We start from the raw sequence: 16,018 nt of genomic DNA, 5'->3' as shown, positions 1-16,018 counted from the left end.
TTCAAAACACAGGAGACCTCCCCTGATCATTTCTGGGTAGCCCTTCCACAACCCTCTCGCACCGGAAGCATACTGAAATGGATGTGGAATTTGGTGTGCAATATTGCGTACATCCCACTTTTGGAGAGGGGGGTCTCCACCATACCCCCCCTCCATATTTTTTTAAAACACAAGAGACCCCCACCTGCATGGGGGTGGGAGGGTATCCGCGAGACCCCTCCCCCCTTTGGCTGGATCAGATCCCCCTGATCATTTCTGGGTAGTCCTTCCACAACCCACTCACACCGGAAACATACTGAAATGGATGCAGAATTTGGTGTGCAATACTGCGTACATCCCACGTTTGGAGAGGGGGGTCTGCGGCAGACCCCCCCCACCTTAACCGATAATTTTCCCGCTCCGGTCCTTCACTGACACCAAAAAGATCCCGGCTGCTGCCAGAGCAAGCACAAATCCTGCAAAGAAACCCGAGGAATAACCGGCAAGCGAAATGATGATACCGGTGACGAGCGGCCCGGCCGAATGCCCGATATCCATGATGGCCGAGAGGGCTCCCATCGAGGCGCCGATCTCCTCTTTTTTTGCAACATCGGCAATGTAGGCGCTGGTCGCCACGGTGGACAACGACATCCCGAGCCCGAACGCGGCACTCACGGCAAGAATCATCACAAAGCCCGTAACAACGGGGACCGCAGCAACCGAACCTCCCGTAACGAGGAGACCGACAATAATCTGGTAACGTTTGTCGACACGGTCCGCGATCCTGCCAAAGAATGGCTTTGTTGCGGCGATGATCAAAACCTGGACTGCAAAGATGACGCCGATCTGCCAGGCTTCGAAGTGAAGGGAGAAGAGATAGACCGGCAGGAAGGTCTCAAAGGCACCGAAGGCAAAGTAGGTCGCCATGTCAGCCATCGCGGTCGCCCTCAGGCTCCGGTTGGCAACGAATGTGACGAGGCTCTCTTTGAACACCGAAAAACCCGGGAGATCCAGCAAGCCGGGCTTCTCCTCGCGGTACCGGAGGATCAGGTACATTACGGGAACCGCAGCAAGAGCCGCGACAATGTATACCATCCGGTACGGGAAAAGGCCGGGCATGAACATGAAAACCGAGAGGATGATACCTCCCGCAAGAGGGGCGAGTGTCCGGCCGATGAGAGTTGCAGAAGAATACCTGCCGAGCATCTCGCCCTTTGTTGCCGGGAACCGTTCGGCAATGATGGCGGAGACAACGGGTCCGAGAATTGCAGTGGCCGTGCCGTGGAAAAACCGGATCGGGATCAGCCAGAGCGGGTCGGTGATGAGGAGATACAACAAGGGTGCTGTCAGGAAGACCAGGCCGGCAATGACCAGCAGGCGCCGTCTCCCGAGGCGATCCGATATTACACCTACAGGAAAAGAGAACAGGATGCCGGCGAGCGGGGAAACAGCAGCGATGAGACCAAGAAGCGTATCCCCGCCGCCAAGTGCCTGGACAAAGAGGGGGAGCACGGGATTTTTCGAGAGGGTGGTCGAGAAGATCGCAAAGAACCCGATCAGGGAGAGATAGAACACCAGGATACGATCAGGCCTTGATCGCACATCCGTCACGTTCTGATCCAGGGGCATGTACAAGTCAGTTCCGGGGGTCATGGATTAAAAACCAGCGATACCGGATGCAATCCGGGCCCTGCCGCAACCATCCCCGCTCTGGCGGTAGCCCGGACCGGGAATCCTGCGGGTGAAATCACCGACAACGGGGAACTTTAAAGAAACGGGAAAAAAGCAAAAGGGTACAGGGAATATCCCTATAACCTGCACAGAATCTCGAGCGACTCGGTCCCGGCCTTCACGGCTTGCATAAGGGCAAGGACATTCTCCGGATCCTTCTCATTGTGGATCCGCTCGCAGAGCGCGTGGATCGTCATTGCGATCTCTTCTGCAAGGAGCCCGCCCTCTTCGTCGCCGCAGGTGCAGGTATCCTCATCGTGATCCACGCCGCATCCACACTCATCGTCGTGTTCGTGGTGATGCGTCCCGTGCTCTTCCCCGCACCCGCAGCCGTGTTCATGGCCGGCATGTGCATGCGCAACGGGCGCCGCCGCTTTCTTTGCATTTTCATTCTCTGCACAGACGATACAGAGTGTCTTGCCCTTGACTTCAAAGAGCGGGCACCCGCAGGTCTTGCAGCTCTTTTCGAGCATTTTTCCTCCCTTGAGGAGGCATTCAGCCATAATTTCGTCTTCTTTTCGTGAAGTCATCAGGTCACCGTCTGATTGTTATTTAAACTATATATGCCGGTTCCGCATATTAACTACAGGTACAAGGTAGGCACTACCATGGCAAATGCAGAAAAAACAATGGAAAACTGTATCCTGATGCTGCAGCACATTCAGGAGGACAGTTCAATACCGAGAAATATCCGGCGGGTCGCCGATGAGACAAGGGTGCTGCTCCAAAACAACACCAAGGCAATGGGGCTGCGCGCCGCAGAAGCCATCTCGAAAATCGATGAAATTTCCAATGATCCCAATATGCCCATCCATGCGCGGACCCGGATCTGGGAGCTCGTGTCGCAGCTGGAGACCATCCCGCTGGACTAAAAAAGAATAGTATCCTCTTTTTCGCATATCTTCCTCCATTACCGGTTCGGGGATTCTGGACGCGTGCATGTACGGGGAGATCGCTCAATCGTTCTTCTTCAGGGTATCCTTGATCTCACGTATCGTTGTCAGCATCTCTTCGGAGTAGGGCGCGACACGGTAGTTCAGGTTATTCTCGATCTGCCAGAACCCGCTCTTCTCATCGAAGTGCCCGATGATATAACAGATGATGATGTAGCAGGGCACCGAGAGGACGATAACCTCGGGAAGGTTCAACCCGAAATGGATGAGGAAGAAGTCCTCAAAGAGTTTCGCGTTCGCGGTGATGATACCGAAGTTTAGCACGATCTGGGTCCAGGAAGATCCCCGGGCATAGCGCTGTTTGAAGAGGGCGAGGGTGTAAAGGAGCCCGCGTTTTTCAGTCATAGGTACATCTCTTGAATGGGGCAAGATATGCTTTCTCTGCTATTGACCAGCTCGGCTTCGCATGTTTTCGACCACGATTCCAGCGATGGTGAAGAGCAGCAGCAATATACGATCATTTCTGTTTTTTCGATGCCGGCTGCCCCGGCTCCTCGCTCTGGCGGGCCGGGCAGAAGTTGCAGATGGAATAGAAGATCTCTTTTTCCTTGTCCCGGATCAGGCAATAGTACTCACTGCCCCGCTGCTCCACCCTGAACCCGCCGGGGAACGGCATGCCCACCGGGTGACCCGGCTCCTCAAGGACGAACATGGTGAACGCGGCGATCAGGTAATAGAAGAGCCGGTTCTTCGGGTTCCGGAAATAGGGATTGCGCTCGCTGGTATCATCCCACGCGAGGCTGCCCTCCGGCAGCATACTGCAGAATTTATCGAACCGTTCCCGATCGTGGATGGGATCTGTCATACGGTCATATTCCCCTTTGTGATACAGGGAGAGCAGGCGGTGATGCTGCCCGAAGAGCTGGTTACGGAAATGGGGGGCAACGGCTTCCCGGTAGGGGGAGGGCAGGTTCTCGATCTCGGCATTGAGCCTTCCGCCGATGATCTGGAGATCAAAAAGGGAATAGACCTGCACCTCGCGGGAGAGAATGATACCCAGCTCGCCCCGGGTCCGGGCGGACTGGATCATCTCTGCGATCCGGCGAATCCCTCCGCCGACCTGTGCAGGATCGGCATCTCCATATCCGGCAATTATTTCTTCGCCTCCCATACGGTCCGGCCTCGTTGTATATCTCTTGCCCGGGCACCAGAAATAGGTTTAGGGTTTTACGACGGCCCTGGTATCCCCTTAAGGGACTGGAAGAGCACTGAAAATGTTAATGCCCGGGGACATACTATATGATCCTGATTCATGGACATCCTCTCCATCGTGCTGATCATAGGCGGCCTGTGCCTGTTCGAGACCATCACCAGCATAGACAATGCCATCATCAACGCGGAGGTGCTCTCCACGATGAGCGAGCGTGCAAAACGCTGGTTTCTCCTCTGGGGCCTGGTCTTTGCGGTCTTTGCGGTCCGCGGTCTTCTCCCATGGCTGATCGTCTGGCTCTCGGCTCCCTCCCTTGGCCCCATCGGTGCACTGACGGCAACGTTCTCCAGTGATCCGCTGGTGATTGCAGCCATCGAGCAGTCCGCACCCATTCTGCTGATGGGCGGGGGCACGTTCCTCATATTCCTCTTCTTCCACTGGCTCTTTTTAGAGGACAAAAACTTCGGGCTCAAGGGTGAGCGGTTCTTTTCATCCAAGGGTGTCTGGTTCTTTGCGGTTGTATCCATCATCCTTGCCGCTCTGGTCTGGGTTGCCCTTGACTATAACACGATGGTTGCATTCGGGGCGGTGGTCGGGTCCACTGCCTTCTTCATTGTCCACGGCTTCCGGCAGAATGCCGAGCAGGCCGAGAAGAAGATGCTCCATGGCAACATGACGGACTTGAGCAAGATCTTTTACCTCGAAGTGATCGATGCAACGTTCTCCATCGACGGGGTTGTCGGGGCATTTGCGTTCACGATGGCAGTCCCCCTGATCCTGATCGGAAACGGCCTGGGAGCGTTCGTAGTCAGGGAACTGACCATCAGGAATGTCGAGAACATCAAGAAGTACCTCTACCTCAAGAACGGCGCCATGTATTCCATCTTCTTCCTCGGGATCATCATGATCATGGACAGTTTCGGCATTGCCATCCCGTTCTGGGTATCCCCGATCATCACCTTTGGCATCGTCGGATTTTTCTTCGCAAAGTCCATACGGGCAATCCCGAAGAGTGCCTGAAAAGGACCATAAAAAAGGGTCGCACGGTTTATTTAAGAAGGGAACCCAGGAGGATTCCCGTTCCCCGCACTGCAGCGGGTCACCGGACGCCGGGGGATGATTCTGCGGTAATCCAGCCGTTGAGGATGATCCCGTCAATGACCGGGTTCCCGTACAGGTTGCTGATGATCCCTTCCATGCACGATGAGGTTCCATCCGGTTTCTTCATATGCAGCCGGATCGGTTTTACCATGCAGGGGTTCTCGAGGATCTCTTCAATGATCCTCTCCAGTGCCGGTACATCGCTCTCCATGACCAGGCTCGCGAACGGTTTTCCCGCAAGGGCCTCCGGGCCAAAGCCAAGGGTTCTGGTGATCGACGGACTCTCGTGCCGGATCGTCCCGTCCTTGTCCAGGATGGCAATAATGTCGGACGTATCCTCAATCAATGACCGGAAGAACTCCGCGTTCTGCCGCGACTGTTCCTCATTTTTCTTCTTTGCCGTCACGTTCCTGATCGAAACGGCAAAGAGCACTACGTCCCCCTCGGGATTGGTGACCGGGTAGATGGAGGTATCGAACCAGTTGTTCCTGAACTCTTCCTGGAAATGGACCGGTTTTCTCTGGGTCCGGTTCAGGTTCCACGCTGCCATGCGGGGCGACAGAACCCCGTGCACCACCAGATCCGAGATATCCGTCCCGATAAAATCGTGGACGCTCTTATTGGCCTGTTTTGCCAGCGAGGTGTTTGCCGCAAGAAACCTGCCGGTTGTGTCGATCAGGAACAGGAAATCCTCGGTTGCATTGAGCAGCACGCGGGTGGTCTCCTCACTGATGCGCAGCGCGTGTTCCATGGCGAATTTATAGAGCGCCATCTCGATGGTGGTCTTCAGTTCCAGTTCCCGGAACGGCTTGAGAATATACCCGAACGGCTCGGTGAGCTTGGCCTTTGCAAGGAAACTGTCGTCACTGTAGGCCGTAAGATAGACCACCGGGATCCGGAACTGTTTTTTTATCTCTTCGGCAGCCTCGATACCGTTCATCTTGCCGGCCAGCATGATATCCATCAGGATAAGGTCAGGGTGCAGTTCCCCGGCCTTGCGTACGGCCAGTTCACCCGTGGTTGCGATAGCGCAGACGGAATAGCCCATCTCGATCAGGCTCTTCCGGATATCCATGCTGGTAACGGCCTCGTCTTCAACAATCAGGATAGTTGCATCACTCATAATTGATCCCCCCCGGCGGGTTCCGTGGAAAACCCGATCCGGAATTCTGTTCCACCCGTCCGATCCAGTACGATCGAGCCAAGGATCTGCCCGACGAGCGAGTTCACAAGCTGAAGCCCCAGCGTCTCGATGTTATCAAGGTCGATCTCGCCGGGAAGCCCGACCCCGTTATCCCGGACAACCAGGGAATACTCAAGGCGGGTCTTTTTCAGTTCCACCGTGATCACCCCTTTCCGCTCTCCCGGAAACGCATATTTCAGGGAATTTGAGAGGAGCTCGTTGATGATCAGGCTGATGGGGATGGCCTTGCTGATGGGCAGGACAATATTGTCCGCATGGATCACGATCTGGATCTTTCCCCGGGGAACACCATACGACTGGAGCAGGTTCTCCGAGATCTTTTTGAGGTAATCGGAATAATCGATCTCGGAAAAACTCTTGGACTGGTAGAGTTTCTCGTGGACAAGGGCAATGGACATGACACGGGTCTGGCTCTCCAGAAGCGCATCCCGGCTCTTCTCATCCTTCATCAGCTTGACCTGGAGGTTGAGGAGGCTGGAGATCACCTGCATGTTGTTCTTGACCCGGTGATGGATCTCTTTTAAGAGGATCTCTTTCTCTTTTAAGGAGGCGTCCACCTTGTTCTGGAGGTTCTTGCGTTCGGTGATGTCCCGGGCGATCCCGGAATATCCGGAATAATCCCCGTGTTTATCGTACGTCGGGGTGGCGTTAATCTCGTAGATTGTGCCCTTGCCGGGTAGAGTCATGGGTAATTCGAGTTCAAACCCCGAGACCTGCCCGTGGGTGGGCAGCATCGGGTCAAGATAGTTCCTGATCGTTTCCAGGTAGGGGAGTGGCGCCAGGTCATAGACATTGATTTTTTGGAAATTATCCTGGTCAACCCCCATATCTGTCAGCACGTGCGGGCTGATATAGGTGAGATGGCCGTTCTGGTCGATATGGAAGACAATATCTCCCAGTTGTTCCACGAGGGAGCGGTATTTCTCCTCGCTTGCGGTAAGTGCCTCCATAACACGATTGCGTTCCGCGATCTCGGTCTGGAGACTGGCGGTGAGCGTGCTCAGTTCGCGGGTCCTGTCCTGAACCTTCTGCTCCATGTCGGTATAGGCCATCTGGAGAGCGTCCTCGGCCCGTTTCCGGTCCGTGATATCGACCACGAGAGTGATGACCGCATCCTTGCCGAAATAGGTGCCCTTGTACAGCCGCACATCGGCAAGGAAGATATCCCCGGTCTCCCGCTGTGCCCAGAACTCGAACTGCTGCGGGCCTTCAGTGAACGCCTTGTCCACGATCTCCCTGATATGTGCCAGGTCGTTTTTGCCCGGGGCGGAAATCCGGTCAAGGATATCCCCGGAAAAGAACTCATGGGGATAGCCAAACATCTCACCGGCTCCCGGGTTTGCGTCAAGGAACAATCCCTTTGCATCAAGAATCCAGATCCCATCCTTGACCGCGTTGAACAGCCCGTGATAACTGGTCTCGCTCTGCCGCAATGCTTCCTCTTTCTGTTTTCGTTCTGTCAGGTCGATGATCACGCCGCGGAACCCGGAAAAGATGCCGGTATTCGCATCAACGATGGCACTTGCCCGGATCATTGCCGGAAAACGGCTCCCGTCCTTCCGCATCAGGGTGTATTCCTGAGGACCACGCTCTTCGCCGGCAAAGAGTTTCAGCAGGCTCTCCTTTGCAGTCAGGCATTCCTCCGGGGCAACGAATGAAAACACGCTGATGCCTGCCTCGACATCGGACGGGTCAATACCGAACGTCGGGTAAGTGAGGCGGTTGGCAAACCTTACGTTTTCCTGGCGATCGGCCTCGAAAACCATGACCGGCAGGAAATCCGCAAGGGTCCGGTACTTCTCCTCGCTTGCGATGAGCGCCTTCTCGGCCCGGTGCCGGGTGACGGTTTGTTCGATCTTGTGGGTGAGATCGAGGAGCATGGCTTTCGGGTTGCCGCCCTTGGCCAGGTACGAGTCGGCACCGGCATTGTAGGCTTCGATCACCGCATCCTCCCGTCCTTTCCCGGTAAAGATGATGAACGGGATGGTGTTCCCGCTCTCCCGCAGGTGCTTTAAAAGGGCGATGCCATCCATTTCCGGCATCTGGTAGTCGGAGACAATGATATCATAGGAACGTTTTTTGAGTTTTTCCAGCGCCTCCTTTGCGCTTCCGGCTGTATCAACAGTAATGTGGCCCCGTTTCTCAAGAGATATTTTCGTAGGTTCGTGAAGGACGGGTTCGTCATCAACGTACAGGACAGCAATGGCAGGGCGATCATTTCCCTTTGCGGCAGTATACCGGTGACTGCCTATAGTTGTGGGAGTATATCCTTGCTCTCTCCTGCCATTGTTATCCATCAGACGATCCCCCAAGGTATATGAATAAAACAGCCGATATCCTTAAATAATTTATTTATTGCGCTAAAATACCGAAGATACCGGAACGGGGATTGACTGGGGTGACATGGCCACCGGATTGTAAAAAAGAAGATTATGCCGGCAGCATGCCCTCTTTCTGCGTAGGGATCGTAGATGGCCGCTGGTAGATCAGCACGTTCTGGTTTTTATCCGTGAGGCTCAACTGGGTTCCGTCCACGACATAAGCACTCGTCTGTGTCAGCATCCCGAGGTAGGTTGATTCCTGCTGCGAAGTAGTAGCACAACTCATCTTGGTAGATGTCAGAGGCCCGATGGTCAGCCCGCTTCCCTTGGCCGTGGTTGTGCCGGTCAGGATGTAGGGGCCGTTGTAATTGTTGCAGCCACCGTTGCCATAGACATTGCCGTCACTGCTGAACGTCAGGGTGATTGCGGTAGTCGGATGCGTGACGGCAGATCCGTCCTGGACTGCCATCGTGGTCAGCGTCCAGTCGCCGGCAAGTTCTGAGGGTAATGCCGGTGCGGCGCTGGTTGTCGAGGTCACTATCGGTGCGGGCGCGGCTGTGGTCGCGGTAACCACCGGTGTTGTTGATGCAGGGGACTGGGTGGTACACCCGGCAACCATGACCGCAAGAACAGCAAGAGCAGTTATTCCCAAGGTGAACAGTTTCATATCCGGAATTGTGGCTTGTTTGTATTTAATCACCACGAGCCGCTCTTCCCTTGTCAGGGCCCCGGGCTCTCATCGGCTCCCGTATGCCCGCACGTGTTTCGCTGCATGGGTATAGGGTGCGAAGCGATCGTCCCCTTCATCATACATCCCCTTATCCTCCCGGAGGTACACGGCCCGGTCATCGCCGACCGGGCAGACCTTGATGCAGATACCACACGGGGAGATGAACCGCTTGCTCAGGGCTTCCGACCGGGTAGCACAGGCCTTCTTGTCGGTCAGGCCAGCGGGGTAATCCTCCCGGCCAATGGCATGGACCGGACAGGAGTCCACGCACCGCATGCACCGGATGCAGAGCGGTTCGCTGATGACGGGGTCCGGGGGAAGGTCTGCTGCGGTAAATATCGTTGCAAACCTCACCCGTGGGCCATAGGCCGGGGTGAGGAGGGTGTTGTTGATGCCGAACGTACCAAGGCCGGCGAGATACGCGGCATGGCGGTGGGAGAAGAAGGCCACTGGTTTCTCCCTGAGGATCGCAATCGAGCCATAGCCGTCACGGGGAACGGCAACTGAGGGGAAACCCTGGCCGGTGAGGAAGCTCGCAATCCGGTACGCATTCTGGTCAAGCAGGGCATTGACCGTGCGGTACAGTTCATAGTACCAGATCGAGGGGGCGGTATCCACCACCGGCAGGCTGACCGGCATACCGATGACAATCGCAGACTTTGCTTCCGGGTAGATCGCACGTGGCCGGAACTCCTCCGGCACCCAGGGTTCAAACAGGGGCTGGTCCCACCGCTCCACCGGAGTACAACCCACGAGCGGGATGTCGAGTTCTGCGCACTTCCTGACAATCTCCTGCTTCAGGCTCGTACCGGACATGGTTATTCACCAGTGATCGTGCAGGTTACCGTTCTCGTGCGGCCTGCATTGGTGTCCAGCTCAAGGAGCACGACCTGCTGCCAGGTCCCGCAGAGCAGTTCTCCGTTGCCCACCGGTACCGTGAGGGATGGACCCACGAGCGCCGCCTTGACATGGGATCTCCCGTTCCCGTCACCCCACCGGGTATTATGCGCGTACGGGAGATCATCGGGAGCCAGAACCGACAGGGCACGCTGCATGTCTGCAAGAACGCCTTTTTCAAATTCAATGGTCGTGAGAGCAGCAGTCGAGTGCTGTACGAACAGGTGGACAAGACCGTCCCTGATCCCGCTCTCCCTGACCGCTTTCCTGACCTCTTCAGTCAGATCGATGATATCCCCTTCGCGGGCGGTGGTCACCCGCAATTCTTTCCGGTACATACGCTTCCTGTCAGGGATATCGGGCGCCGGAGGGATAAAGGATATGGGAAGGAATGGGGCGGGGGAACGGGAGAATGGGGATAGAATCTTCCATGAACAACCCGGATTATCTGATACAGGGATGCAAAAGAGAATTTATTGTAGCGGTTCGTGAAATAGTACCTGAACAGGAATCCTGAGGTTGTCAGACTGGATTATGTACATGGGTATGAGAGATGACGCATTACCTGATTGATATCCGGCTGATGGGATCGGTTAAGCGCCAGATTCACACATTGAGTAACCGGTTGGCGGAAAAATTCAGTCTCGGCAGCAAACTGGTGATCCCGCACATCACCCTTGCCGGGCCATTCGCAACAGAGAATGAAGAAAAACTTGCTGAGGATTTTGCAAGGATTTGTACGAACCAGACAACGATTCCACAATACCATGTGGGGAATTACGGGTTTTTCAATGATACGCGAGTTGTCTTTGTCACCATCACCCCTGATGAAACCTTAAAACAGTTCCGGTACCAGGTATCCCGGACAATTGCCCCGTATTGCACCTTACGGCGCTATGACCTGGATTCTGCCGAGGACTTCCGGTTCCATGCAACACTCGCCATGAAACTTGACTGGCTCACGTTCCAGAGGATAAAATGGTATTTCCGGAACCAGGACCCTGTCATCTACCGGCACCACCCGATCCGGGCTACCCTGCTCCGGAATTCGCGGATTGTGTGCGAGTATGATTTTATCCAAGGGAGGATGCTGACCCGGGCTCAGGCCATGAGCAAGGCGACACAGATGCGGGATTTTGATATTCTCAAGTCATGGGATGACGGGAGCTGGGAATGATGAGATCTCGTGCGGTTCCGGGAGTCCCCGGGTTTTTATTGTAAACGTAAACAGTGTATAATTTAAAAAAGGGTTATTCTTCCGGTTTTTCCGGTTCGCCGTTTGCGATTCCCGCGGACATCTCCTCCGGGACGATCGCAATACCCACGATCTTGTCCTTTTCGTCGAGCCGCATCACCCGGACCCCTTTGGTGCCCCGGCCGATGATCCGGAACTCGCTGACAGGAGTCCGGATGACGATACCGGATGCGGTCATGGCAATGATCTCGTCCGTGTCGGAGACCGCCCGTGACTCGATCACGACGGCATCGCGTTCGAGCAGCATGTTTCTGACACCCATCGTGCCCCGGCCATGCCCGCGGAACTCGTCAAACTCGCTCCTCTTGCCAAACCCGACATCCGAGATGGTGAGGAGGTGGTCTTTTGCCAGGAGCGTGACTGCAACGATCGTGTCATCGCCCTTGAGCTTCATACCCCGGACACCTTGAGCGTTCCGGCCGACTGTCCTCACCGTCTCCTCGTGGAACCGGAGGCTCTGGCCGAACCGGGTGGTCAGGATCAGTTCGTTGTTGCCATTCGTCAGGATTACATCAACAAGACGGTCGTTCTCCTTGAGTTTGATCGCGTTGGTCCCGGTGGAACGGGGATTGTTGAATTCGTCGAGGTGGACCTTGATCGCCTGGCCGAGTTTCGTAGCGAAGAGGAGGAACTGGTCTTCCCGGAATTCCCTGATCGGGAGAACCGTCGTGACGATCTCGTCCTTGAGGTTAAGGAGGTTGACAAGCGGTTTTCCCTTGGCAATCCGCGAGCTCTCGGGGATCTGGTACACCTTGAGCCAGTAGATCCGGCCGATATTGGTGAAACAGAGGAGGTAATCCTTCATGCTGGCCGTGAAAACCGAGTCCACAACGTCCTCCTCCTTGGTGGTCATACCGGTGATGCCATGGCCCCCGCGGCGCTGCTTGCGGTAGGTGTCGATGTCCATGCGCTTGATGTAATTCGCCGTGGTGATCGAGACCAGGACCGGCTTATCCTCGATGAGATCCTCGGTGGAGAGCTCGCTTGTGTCGAGCGCAATCTGGGTCCGGCGCTTGTCGCCGAACTTGCTCGCGATCTCATTCGTCTCGCGCCGGATCTCGTCCTTGATGTTTGCCTCGCTCTCAAGGATCTTCTCAAGGTGTTCGATCTCTGCCTGGAGCCCGGTCTTCTCGTCCGTGATCTTCTGCTGTTCGAGCGCTGCGAGACGGCGCAGCTGCATCTGGAGGATCGCGTTGGCCTGGGGCTCATCAAGCCCGAACCCTGCAATCAGGGCATTCCGGGCATTGTCAACGGTATCGGACGCACGGATGGCCTTGATGACCTCGTCAATCCGGTTAAGGGCGATTAAGAGACCGTTTAAGATGTGGACCTTATCCTGTGCTTTCTTCAGGTCGAACTCGGACCTGCGCCGGATCACCTCGATCCGGTGCTGGACGAAGTGCCCGAGCAGGGCATGCAGGTTGAGGATCTTCGGCTGACCGTCGACAATCGCAAGGTTGGATGTCCAGAAACTGGATTCGAGTGCCGTGTTCTTGTAGAGATTGTTGAGGATGACCGGCGCCATCGTGCCCTTGCGGAGTTCGAAGACGACACGTATACCCTCCTTGTCGGACTCGTCGCGGATGTCGGAGATCCCATCGATCCGCTTGTCCTTCACCATCTCCGCGATTCCGGTGATCCACTGCGCTTTGTTTACCTGGTACGGGAGTTCGGTAACGATGATCCGGTCGCCCCGGTTCCCTCCTTCCGACTCCTCGATCTCCGCGACACCGCGGACAATCACGCGGCCCTGGCCGGTGGAGTAGATGTTCTTGACACCTTCGACACCCATCAGGATACCACCGGTCGGGAAATCCGGGCCGGGCATGATCCGCAGAAGGTCTTCGACCGGGACCTCCGGGTTGTCGAGATAGGCCGAGACTGCTGTGCAGACCTCTTTTAAGTTGTGCGGGGGCATCTTCGTTGCCATACCGACCGCGATACCGTCCGTGCCGTTGACGAGCAGGTTCGGGATCTTGGCCGGGAGCACGGTGGGCTCCTGCAGTGACTCATCATAGTTCGGCTGGAACTTCACGGTGTCCTTGTCAAGATCTTCGAGAAGCGCTTCTGCGTACGGGAAGAGCCGCACTTCGGTGTACCTGCTCGCTGCCGCAGAATCACCGTCAATGGAGCCGAAGTTACCCTGCCCCTGCACCAGCATGTGGCGGTACGAGAACGGCTGGGCCATCTTGACAATGGTATCATAGATGGATGAATCGCCGTGCGGGTGGTACTTACCCATCACGTCACCGACCACCCTCGCGCTCTTTCTGGTGGGCTTATCACTCGTGTTGCCCATGTCCCACATGCCGTAGAGCGAGCGGCGGTGAACGGGCTTGAGACCATCGCGGACGTCTGGGATGGCACGGCTGATGATGACCGACATCGCGTAGTTGATGAACGAGGTCTTCATCTCGTGTTCGATACTGATAGGCTCGGTACGGTGGGTCACAACGGGCTCGGGGGCCGGCGTTTTCTTATCAGATGTCAAGGTTGGTCACCTCCTTGGCATGACGGATGATGAAATTCTTCCGTATCTCCACATCTCTTCCCATCAGGGTCTTGAAGATCTCGTTTGCTTCATAAGCATCCTCGATATTCACCTGCCGGAAGATCCGGTGGGCGGGGTCCATGGTCGTGTCCCAGAGCTGCTGGGCGTTCATTTCACCAAGACCCTTGTACCGCTGGACGGAGACTCCCTTATCTCCCATGGCAGCGGAGACCTGTTGCATCTCCTCCTCCTTGTACACGTACTTCTCCTCTTTTCCCTTTGCGATGCGGAAGAGAGGTGGCTGGGCGATGTAGATGTACCCGGCCTCGATGAGTTTGAGCATGTAACGGTAGAAGAACGTGAGGAGAAGCGTCCGGATATGGGCGCCATCCACATCGGCATCGGTCATGATCACGATGTGATGATACCGTGCCCGCTCGATATCGAACTTATCCCCGACTCCGGTCCCGATGGCAGAGAGAAGCGTCTGGATTTCGGCGTTCTTTAAGATCTGGTGTTCGCCAGCCTTCTCGACGTTGAGAATCTTACCTCTCAGGGGAAGGATAGCCTGGAACTTCCTGTCCCGGCCCTGTTTGGCAGAACCACCTGCAGAATCTCCCTCCACAATGTAAATCTCGGATTTGGCCGGGTCACGCTCGGAACAGTCGGCAAGTTTGCCGGGCAGGCCGGAACTCTCAAGGGTACTCTTGCGCCGGGCAAGATCGCGTGCGTTCCGGGCAGCCTCGCGGGCTTTTGCAGCGGAGAGCGCCTTCTCGATGATGGTCTTGAGCACAACCGGGTTCTCGTCAAAATATTCGCTGAGTGCCGCATACACGAGCGAATCGACTATTCCCTTAACACTGCTGTTGCCAAGGCGCATCTTGGTCTGCCCCTCGAACTGGGGGTTTGCCATCTTGACGGAGACCACGGAGGTGAGTCCTTCACGGACATCCTCGCCGCGGAGCACGATCGTGGAGTTCTCCTTGATGAGGCCGTTCCGTTTTGCAACGGTATTGATGGTCCGGGTGATTGCGCTTCGGAACCCTTCAAGATGCGTTCCGCCCTCGCGGGTATTGACCGAGTTGACGTAGCTGTAGATCTTCTCGTCATACGCGGTAGTATACTGCATCGCGACCTCGAGTTCGAGCTTGTTCTCGGGGTCCTTTTTGGTGATATCGATCGGTGTCGGGTGGAGGCATTCGGCACCATCGTTGAGGTACTTGACGAACTCGATGAGACCGCCGGCATAGCAGTAACTGGCCGACTCTCCGTTTCGCTCATCAGTGATGACGATGGTAAGACCCGCATTGAGGAACGCAAGTTCCCGCATGCGGTGGGAGAGGATATCGTAATCGAAGGCGGTGGTCTCGAAGATGGTGGCATCCGGGACAAAGTGGATCCGGGTACCGGTCATCTTTGCACCGTATTGCGAAAGGAAGACACGCCGGTTCTCTTCTTCACTTCTGGCGGGATCGATGAGGTATGCTGATGAGAGGGCGGTCTGTCCTGATTCAGGAGCCTCAACCGGGCTGTCAAGGGGAGTGAACTGCGCCGACGCATCATACCACTGTTTATATCGTGCGATCAGTTCTACAAGGGTCTCCTCGCGCTGCGAGAGTGCGGTGGTCATCTTGCCCTGCGCAAACCGCATCTCATAGATATTGCCATCCCGGTATACCCTGGCAGAGAGCCAGTTGGAGAGTGCATTGACAACGGAAACTCCCACCCCATGCAGGCCACCGGAGACCTGGTAGGACTCCTTGTCGAATTTCCCGCCGGCATGGAGGACCGTGAGAACCACCTCAAGGGCACTCTTGCCGGTCTTCTCCATACGGTCGACCGGGATGCCCCGCCCGTTATCCTCGACCATGAGGGACCCGTCCTTATTGATGACAACGGCTATGCGGGAACAGAATCCGGCCAGCGCCTCGTCAATGGAATTATCTACTACTTCGTAGACCAGGTGGTGCAGGCCGCGGGTGTCGGTGCTGCCAATGTACATCGCCGGGCGCTCGCGGACCGGAGTGAGTCCTTCAAGTACGGTGATGTGTGATGCATCGTATGAATCAGTCAAGCAAAACCTCCGTTAAAAAATGAATACAATTGCAAGGAAATTTTCACATGTTATATTAGGGGGCTGAACATATAAGCGTGGTGCTCTTTTTTCAGGCGTAAAAAGTAGGGATTTGCCCAGATCCGGGAGACC

Annotated in this window: 14 protein-coding genes; 3 read left to right on the top strand and 11 right to left on the bottom strand. The window is 55.8% G+C overall.

Going from position 1 to position 16,018, the window contains the following annotated elements; genetic code table 11:
• Positions 1 to 378: 378 nt before the first annotated feature.
• Both LUQ43_RS02610 and LUQ43_RS02605 read right to left on the bottom strand, forming a co-directional pair.
• Positions 379 to 1,608, bottom strand: a complete 1,230-nt coding sequence (locus tag LUQ43_RS02610) for an MFS transporter (RefSeq protein WP_299963509.1) — start codon at positions 1,606 to 1,608, stop codon at positions 379 to 381.
• 179 nt (positions 1,609 to 1,787) lie between these two features.
• Positions 1,788 to 2,240, bottom strand: coding sequence for an Sjogren's syndrome/scleroderma autoantigen 1 family protein (locus LUQ43_RS02605; protein WP_299963507.1), 453 nt, complete (start codon positions 2,238 to 2,240; stop codon positions 1,788 to 1,790).
• Between the two features lie 78 nt (positions 2,241 to 2,318).
• Between LUQ43_RS02605 and LUQ43_RS02600 the strand changes: the two genes are divergently transcribed.
• Positions 2,319 to 2,582, top strand: coding sequence for a UPF0147 family protein (locus LUQ43_RS02600; protein ID WP_299963505.1), 264 nt, complete (start codon positions 2,319 to 2,321; stop codon positions 2,580 to 2,582).
• A gap of 84 nt (positions 2,583 to 2,666) precedes the next feature.
• On the opposite strand, the gene LUQ43_RS02595 is transcribed toward LUQ43_RS02600, so the two are convergent.
• Both LUQ43_RS02595 and LUQ43_RS02590 read right to left on the bottom strand, forming a co-directional pair.
• Entirely contained in the window at positions 2,667 to 3,008 is a 342-nt protein-coding gene (locus LUQ43_RS02595) for a hypothetical protein (RefSeq protein WP_299963503.1), read from the bottom strand.
• Between the two features lie 112 nt (positions 3,009 to 3,120).
• Positions 3,121 to 3,774 carry a DUF2115 domain-containing protein gene (locus LUQ43_RS02590; RefSeq protein WP_299963501.1) on the bottom strand — a complete coding sequence of 218 codons (654 nt, stop codon included), beginning with the start codon at positions 3,772 to 3,774 and terminating at the stop codon, positions 3,121 to 3,123.
• 141 nt (positions 3,775 to 3,915) lie between these two features.
• Here LUQ43_RS02590 and LUQ43_RS02585 point away from each other — a divergent pair, with 141 nt between their 5' ends.
• The gene (locus LUQ43_RS02585; protein WP_299963499.1) at positions 3,916 to 4,833 is read left to right on the top strand and encodes a DUF475 domain-containing protein; all 918 of its coding nucleotides are present in this window, start codon (positions 3,916 to 3,918) and stop codon (positions 4,831 to 4,833) included.
• 79 nt (positions 4,834 to 4,912) lie between these two features.
• Here the strand turns inward: LUQ43_RS02585 and LUQ43_RS02580 are convergent, their stop codons facing one another.
• From LUQ43_RS02580 to LUQ43_RS02560, 5 genes are all read right to left on the bottom strand, one after another.
• Complete coding sequence (locus LUQ43_RS02580; protein WP_299963497.1) at positions 4,913 to 6,037, bottom strand: response regulator; 1,125 nt, start codon at positions 6,035 to 6,037, stop codon at positions 4,913 to 4,915.
• Complete coding sequence (locus LUQ43_RS02575) at positions 6,034 to 8,415, bottom strand: response regulator (protein WP_299963495.1); 2,382 nt, start codon at positions 8,413 to 8,415, stop codon at positions 6,034 to 6,036. Before LUQ43_RS02575 ends, LUQ43_RS02580 begins: the two co-directional genes overlap by 4 nt.
• Before the next feature lie 133 nt (positions 8,416 to 8,548).
• Positions 8,549 to 9,106 carry an META domain-containing protein gene (locus LUQ43_RS02570; RefSeq protein WP_299963493.1) on the bottom strand — a complete coding sequence of 186 codons (558 nt, stop codon included), beginning with the start codon at positions 9,104 to 9,106 and terminating at the stop codon, positions 8,549 to 8,551.
• A 69-nt stretch (positions 9,107 to 9,175) separates the two neighbouring features.
• Positions 9,176 to 9,985 (bottom strand): 4Fe-4S binding protein, encoded by an 810-nt coding sequence (locus LUQ43_RS02565; RefSeq protein ID WP_299963491.1) that lies wholly within the window; start codon positions 9,983 to 9,985, stop codon positions 9,176 to 9,178.
• 2 nt (positions 9,986 to 9,987) lie between these two features.
• The gene (locus LUQ43_RS02560; RefSeq protein WP_299963489.1) at positions 9,988 to 10,404 is read right to left on the bottom strand and encodes a secondary thiamine-phosphate synthase enzyme YjbQ; all 417 of its coding nucleotides are present in this window, start codon (positions 10,402 to 10,404) and stop codon (positions 9,988 to 9,990) included.
• 215 nt (positions 10,405 to 10,619) lie between these two features.
• Here LUQ43_RS02560 and LUQ43_RS02555 point away from each other — a divergent pair, with 215 nt between their 5' ends.
• Positions 10,620 to 11,243, top strand: coding sequence for a 2'-5' RNA ligase family protein (locus LUQ43_RS02555; RefSeq protein ID WP_299963487.1), 624 nt, complete (start codon positions 10,620 to 10,622; stop codon positions 11,241 to 11,243).
• A 73-nt stretch (positions 11,244 to 11,316) separates the two neighbouring features.
• On the opposite strand, the gene gyrA is transcribed toward LUQ43_RS02555, so the two are convergent.
• Both gyrA and LUQ43_RS02545 read right to left on the bottom strand, forming a co-directional pair.
• Positions 11,317 to 13,812, bottom strand: a complete 2,496-nt coding sequence (gene gyrA, locus LUQ43_RS02550; protein ID WP_299963485.1) for a DNA gyrase subunit A — start codon at positions 13,810 to 13,812, stop codon at positions 11,317 to 11,319.
• Positions 13,802 to 15,886 carry a DNA topoisomerase subunit B gene (locus LUQ43_RS02545; RefSeq protein ID WP_299963483.1) on the bottom strand — a complete coding sequence of 695 codons (2,085 nt, stop codon included), beginning with the start codon at positions 15,884 to 15,886 and terminating at the stop codon, positions 13,802 to 13,804. The genes gyrA and LUQ43_RS02545 overlap by 11 nt, the downstream gene beginning before the upstream one ends.
• Between the last annotated feature and the right edge of the window lie 132 nt (positions 15,887 to 16,018).

Origin of the sequence: Methanoregula sp. (assembly GCF_028679125.1) — an archaeon.
Lineage (GTDB): Archaea > Halobacteriota > Methanomicrobia > Methanomicrobiales > Methanospirillaceae > Methanoregula.
The sequence above is the reverse complement of the archived record's forward strand: the minus strand, read 5'-3'. Positions and strand labels throughout refer to the sequence as shown.

Bases quoted from the DNA above. Each gene is read 5' to 3' on its own strand.
- LUQ43_RS02610 (WP_299963509.1), bottom strand. From the start codon at position 1,608: ATGCCCCTGGATCAGAACGTGACGGATGTGCGATCAAGGCCTGATCGT.
- LUQ43_RS02605 (WP_299963507.1), bottom strand. From the start codon at position 2,240: ATGACTTCACGAAAAGAAGACGAAATTATGGCTGAATGCCTCCTCAAG.
- LUQ43_RS02600 (WP_299963505.1), top strand. From the start codon at position 2,319: ATGGCAAATGCAGAAAAAACAATGGAAAACTGTATCCTGATGCTGCAG.
- LUQ43_RS02595 (WP_299963503.1), bottom strand. From the start codon at position 3,008: ATGACTGAAAAACGCGGGCTCCTTTACACCCTCGCCCTCTTCAAACAG.
- LUQ43_RS02590 (WP_299963501.1), bottom strand. From the start codon at position 3,774: ATGGGAGGCGAAGAAATAATTGCCGGATATGGAGATGCCGATCCTGCA.
- LUQ43_RS02585 (WP_299963499.1), top strand. From the start codon at position 3,916: ATGGACATCCTCTCCATCGTGCTGATCATAGGCGGCCTGTGCCTGTTC.
- LUQ43_RS02580 (WP_299963497.1), bottom strand. From the start codon at position 6,037: ATGAGTGATGCAACTATCCTGATTGTTGAAGACGAGGCCGTTACCAGC.
- LUQ43_RS02575 (WP_299963495.1), bottom strand. From the start codon at position 8,415: ATGGATAACAATGGCAGGAGAGAGCAAGGATATACTCCCACAACTATA.
- LUQ43_RS02570 (WP_299963493.1), bottom strand. From the start codon at position 9,106: ATGAAACTGTTCACCTTGGGAATAACTGCTCTTGCTGTTCTTGCGGTC.
- LUQ43_RS02565 (WP_299963491.1), bottom strand. From the start codon at position 9,985: ATGTCCGGTACGAGCCTGAAGCAGGAGATTGTCAGGAAGTGCGCAGAA.
- LUQ43_RS02560 (WP_299963489.1), bottom strand. From the start codon at position 10,404: ATGTACCGGAAAGAATTGCGGGTGACCACCGCCCGCGAAGGGGATATC.
- LUQ43_RS02555 (WP_299963487.1), top strand. From the start codon at position 10,620: ATGACGCATTACCTGATTGATATCCGGCTGATGGGATCGGTTAAGCGC.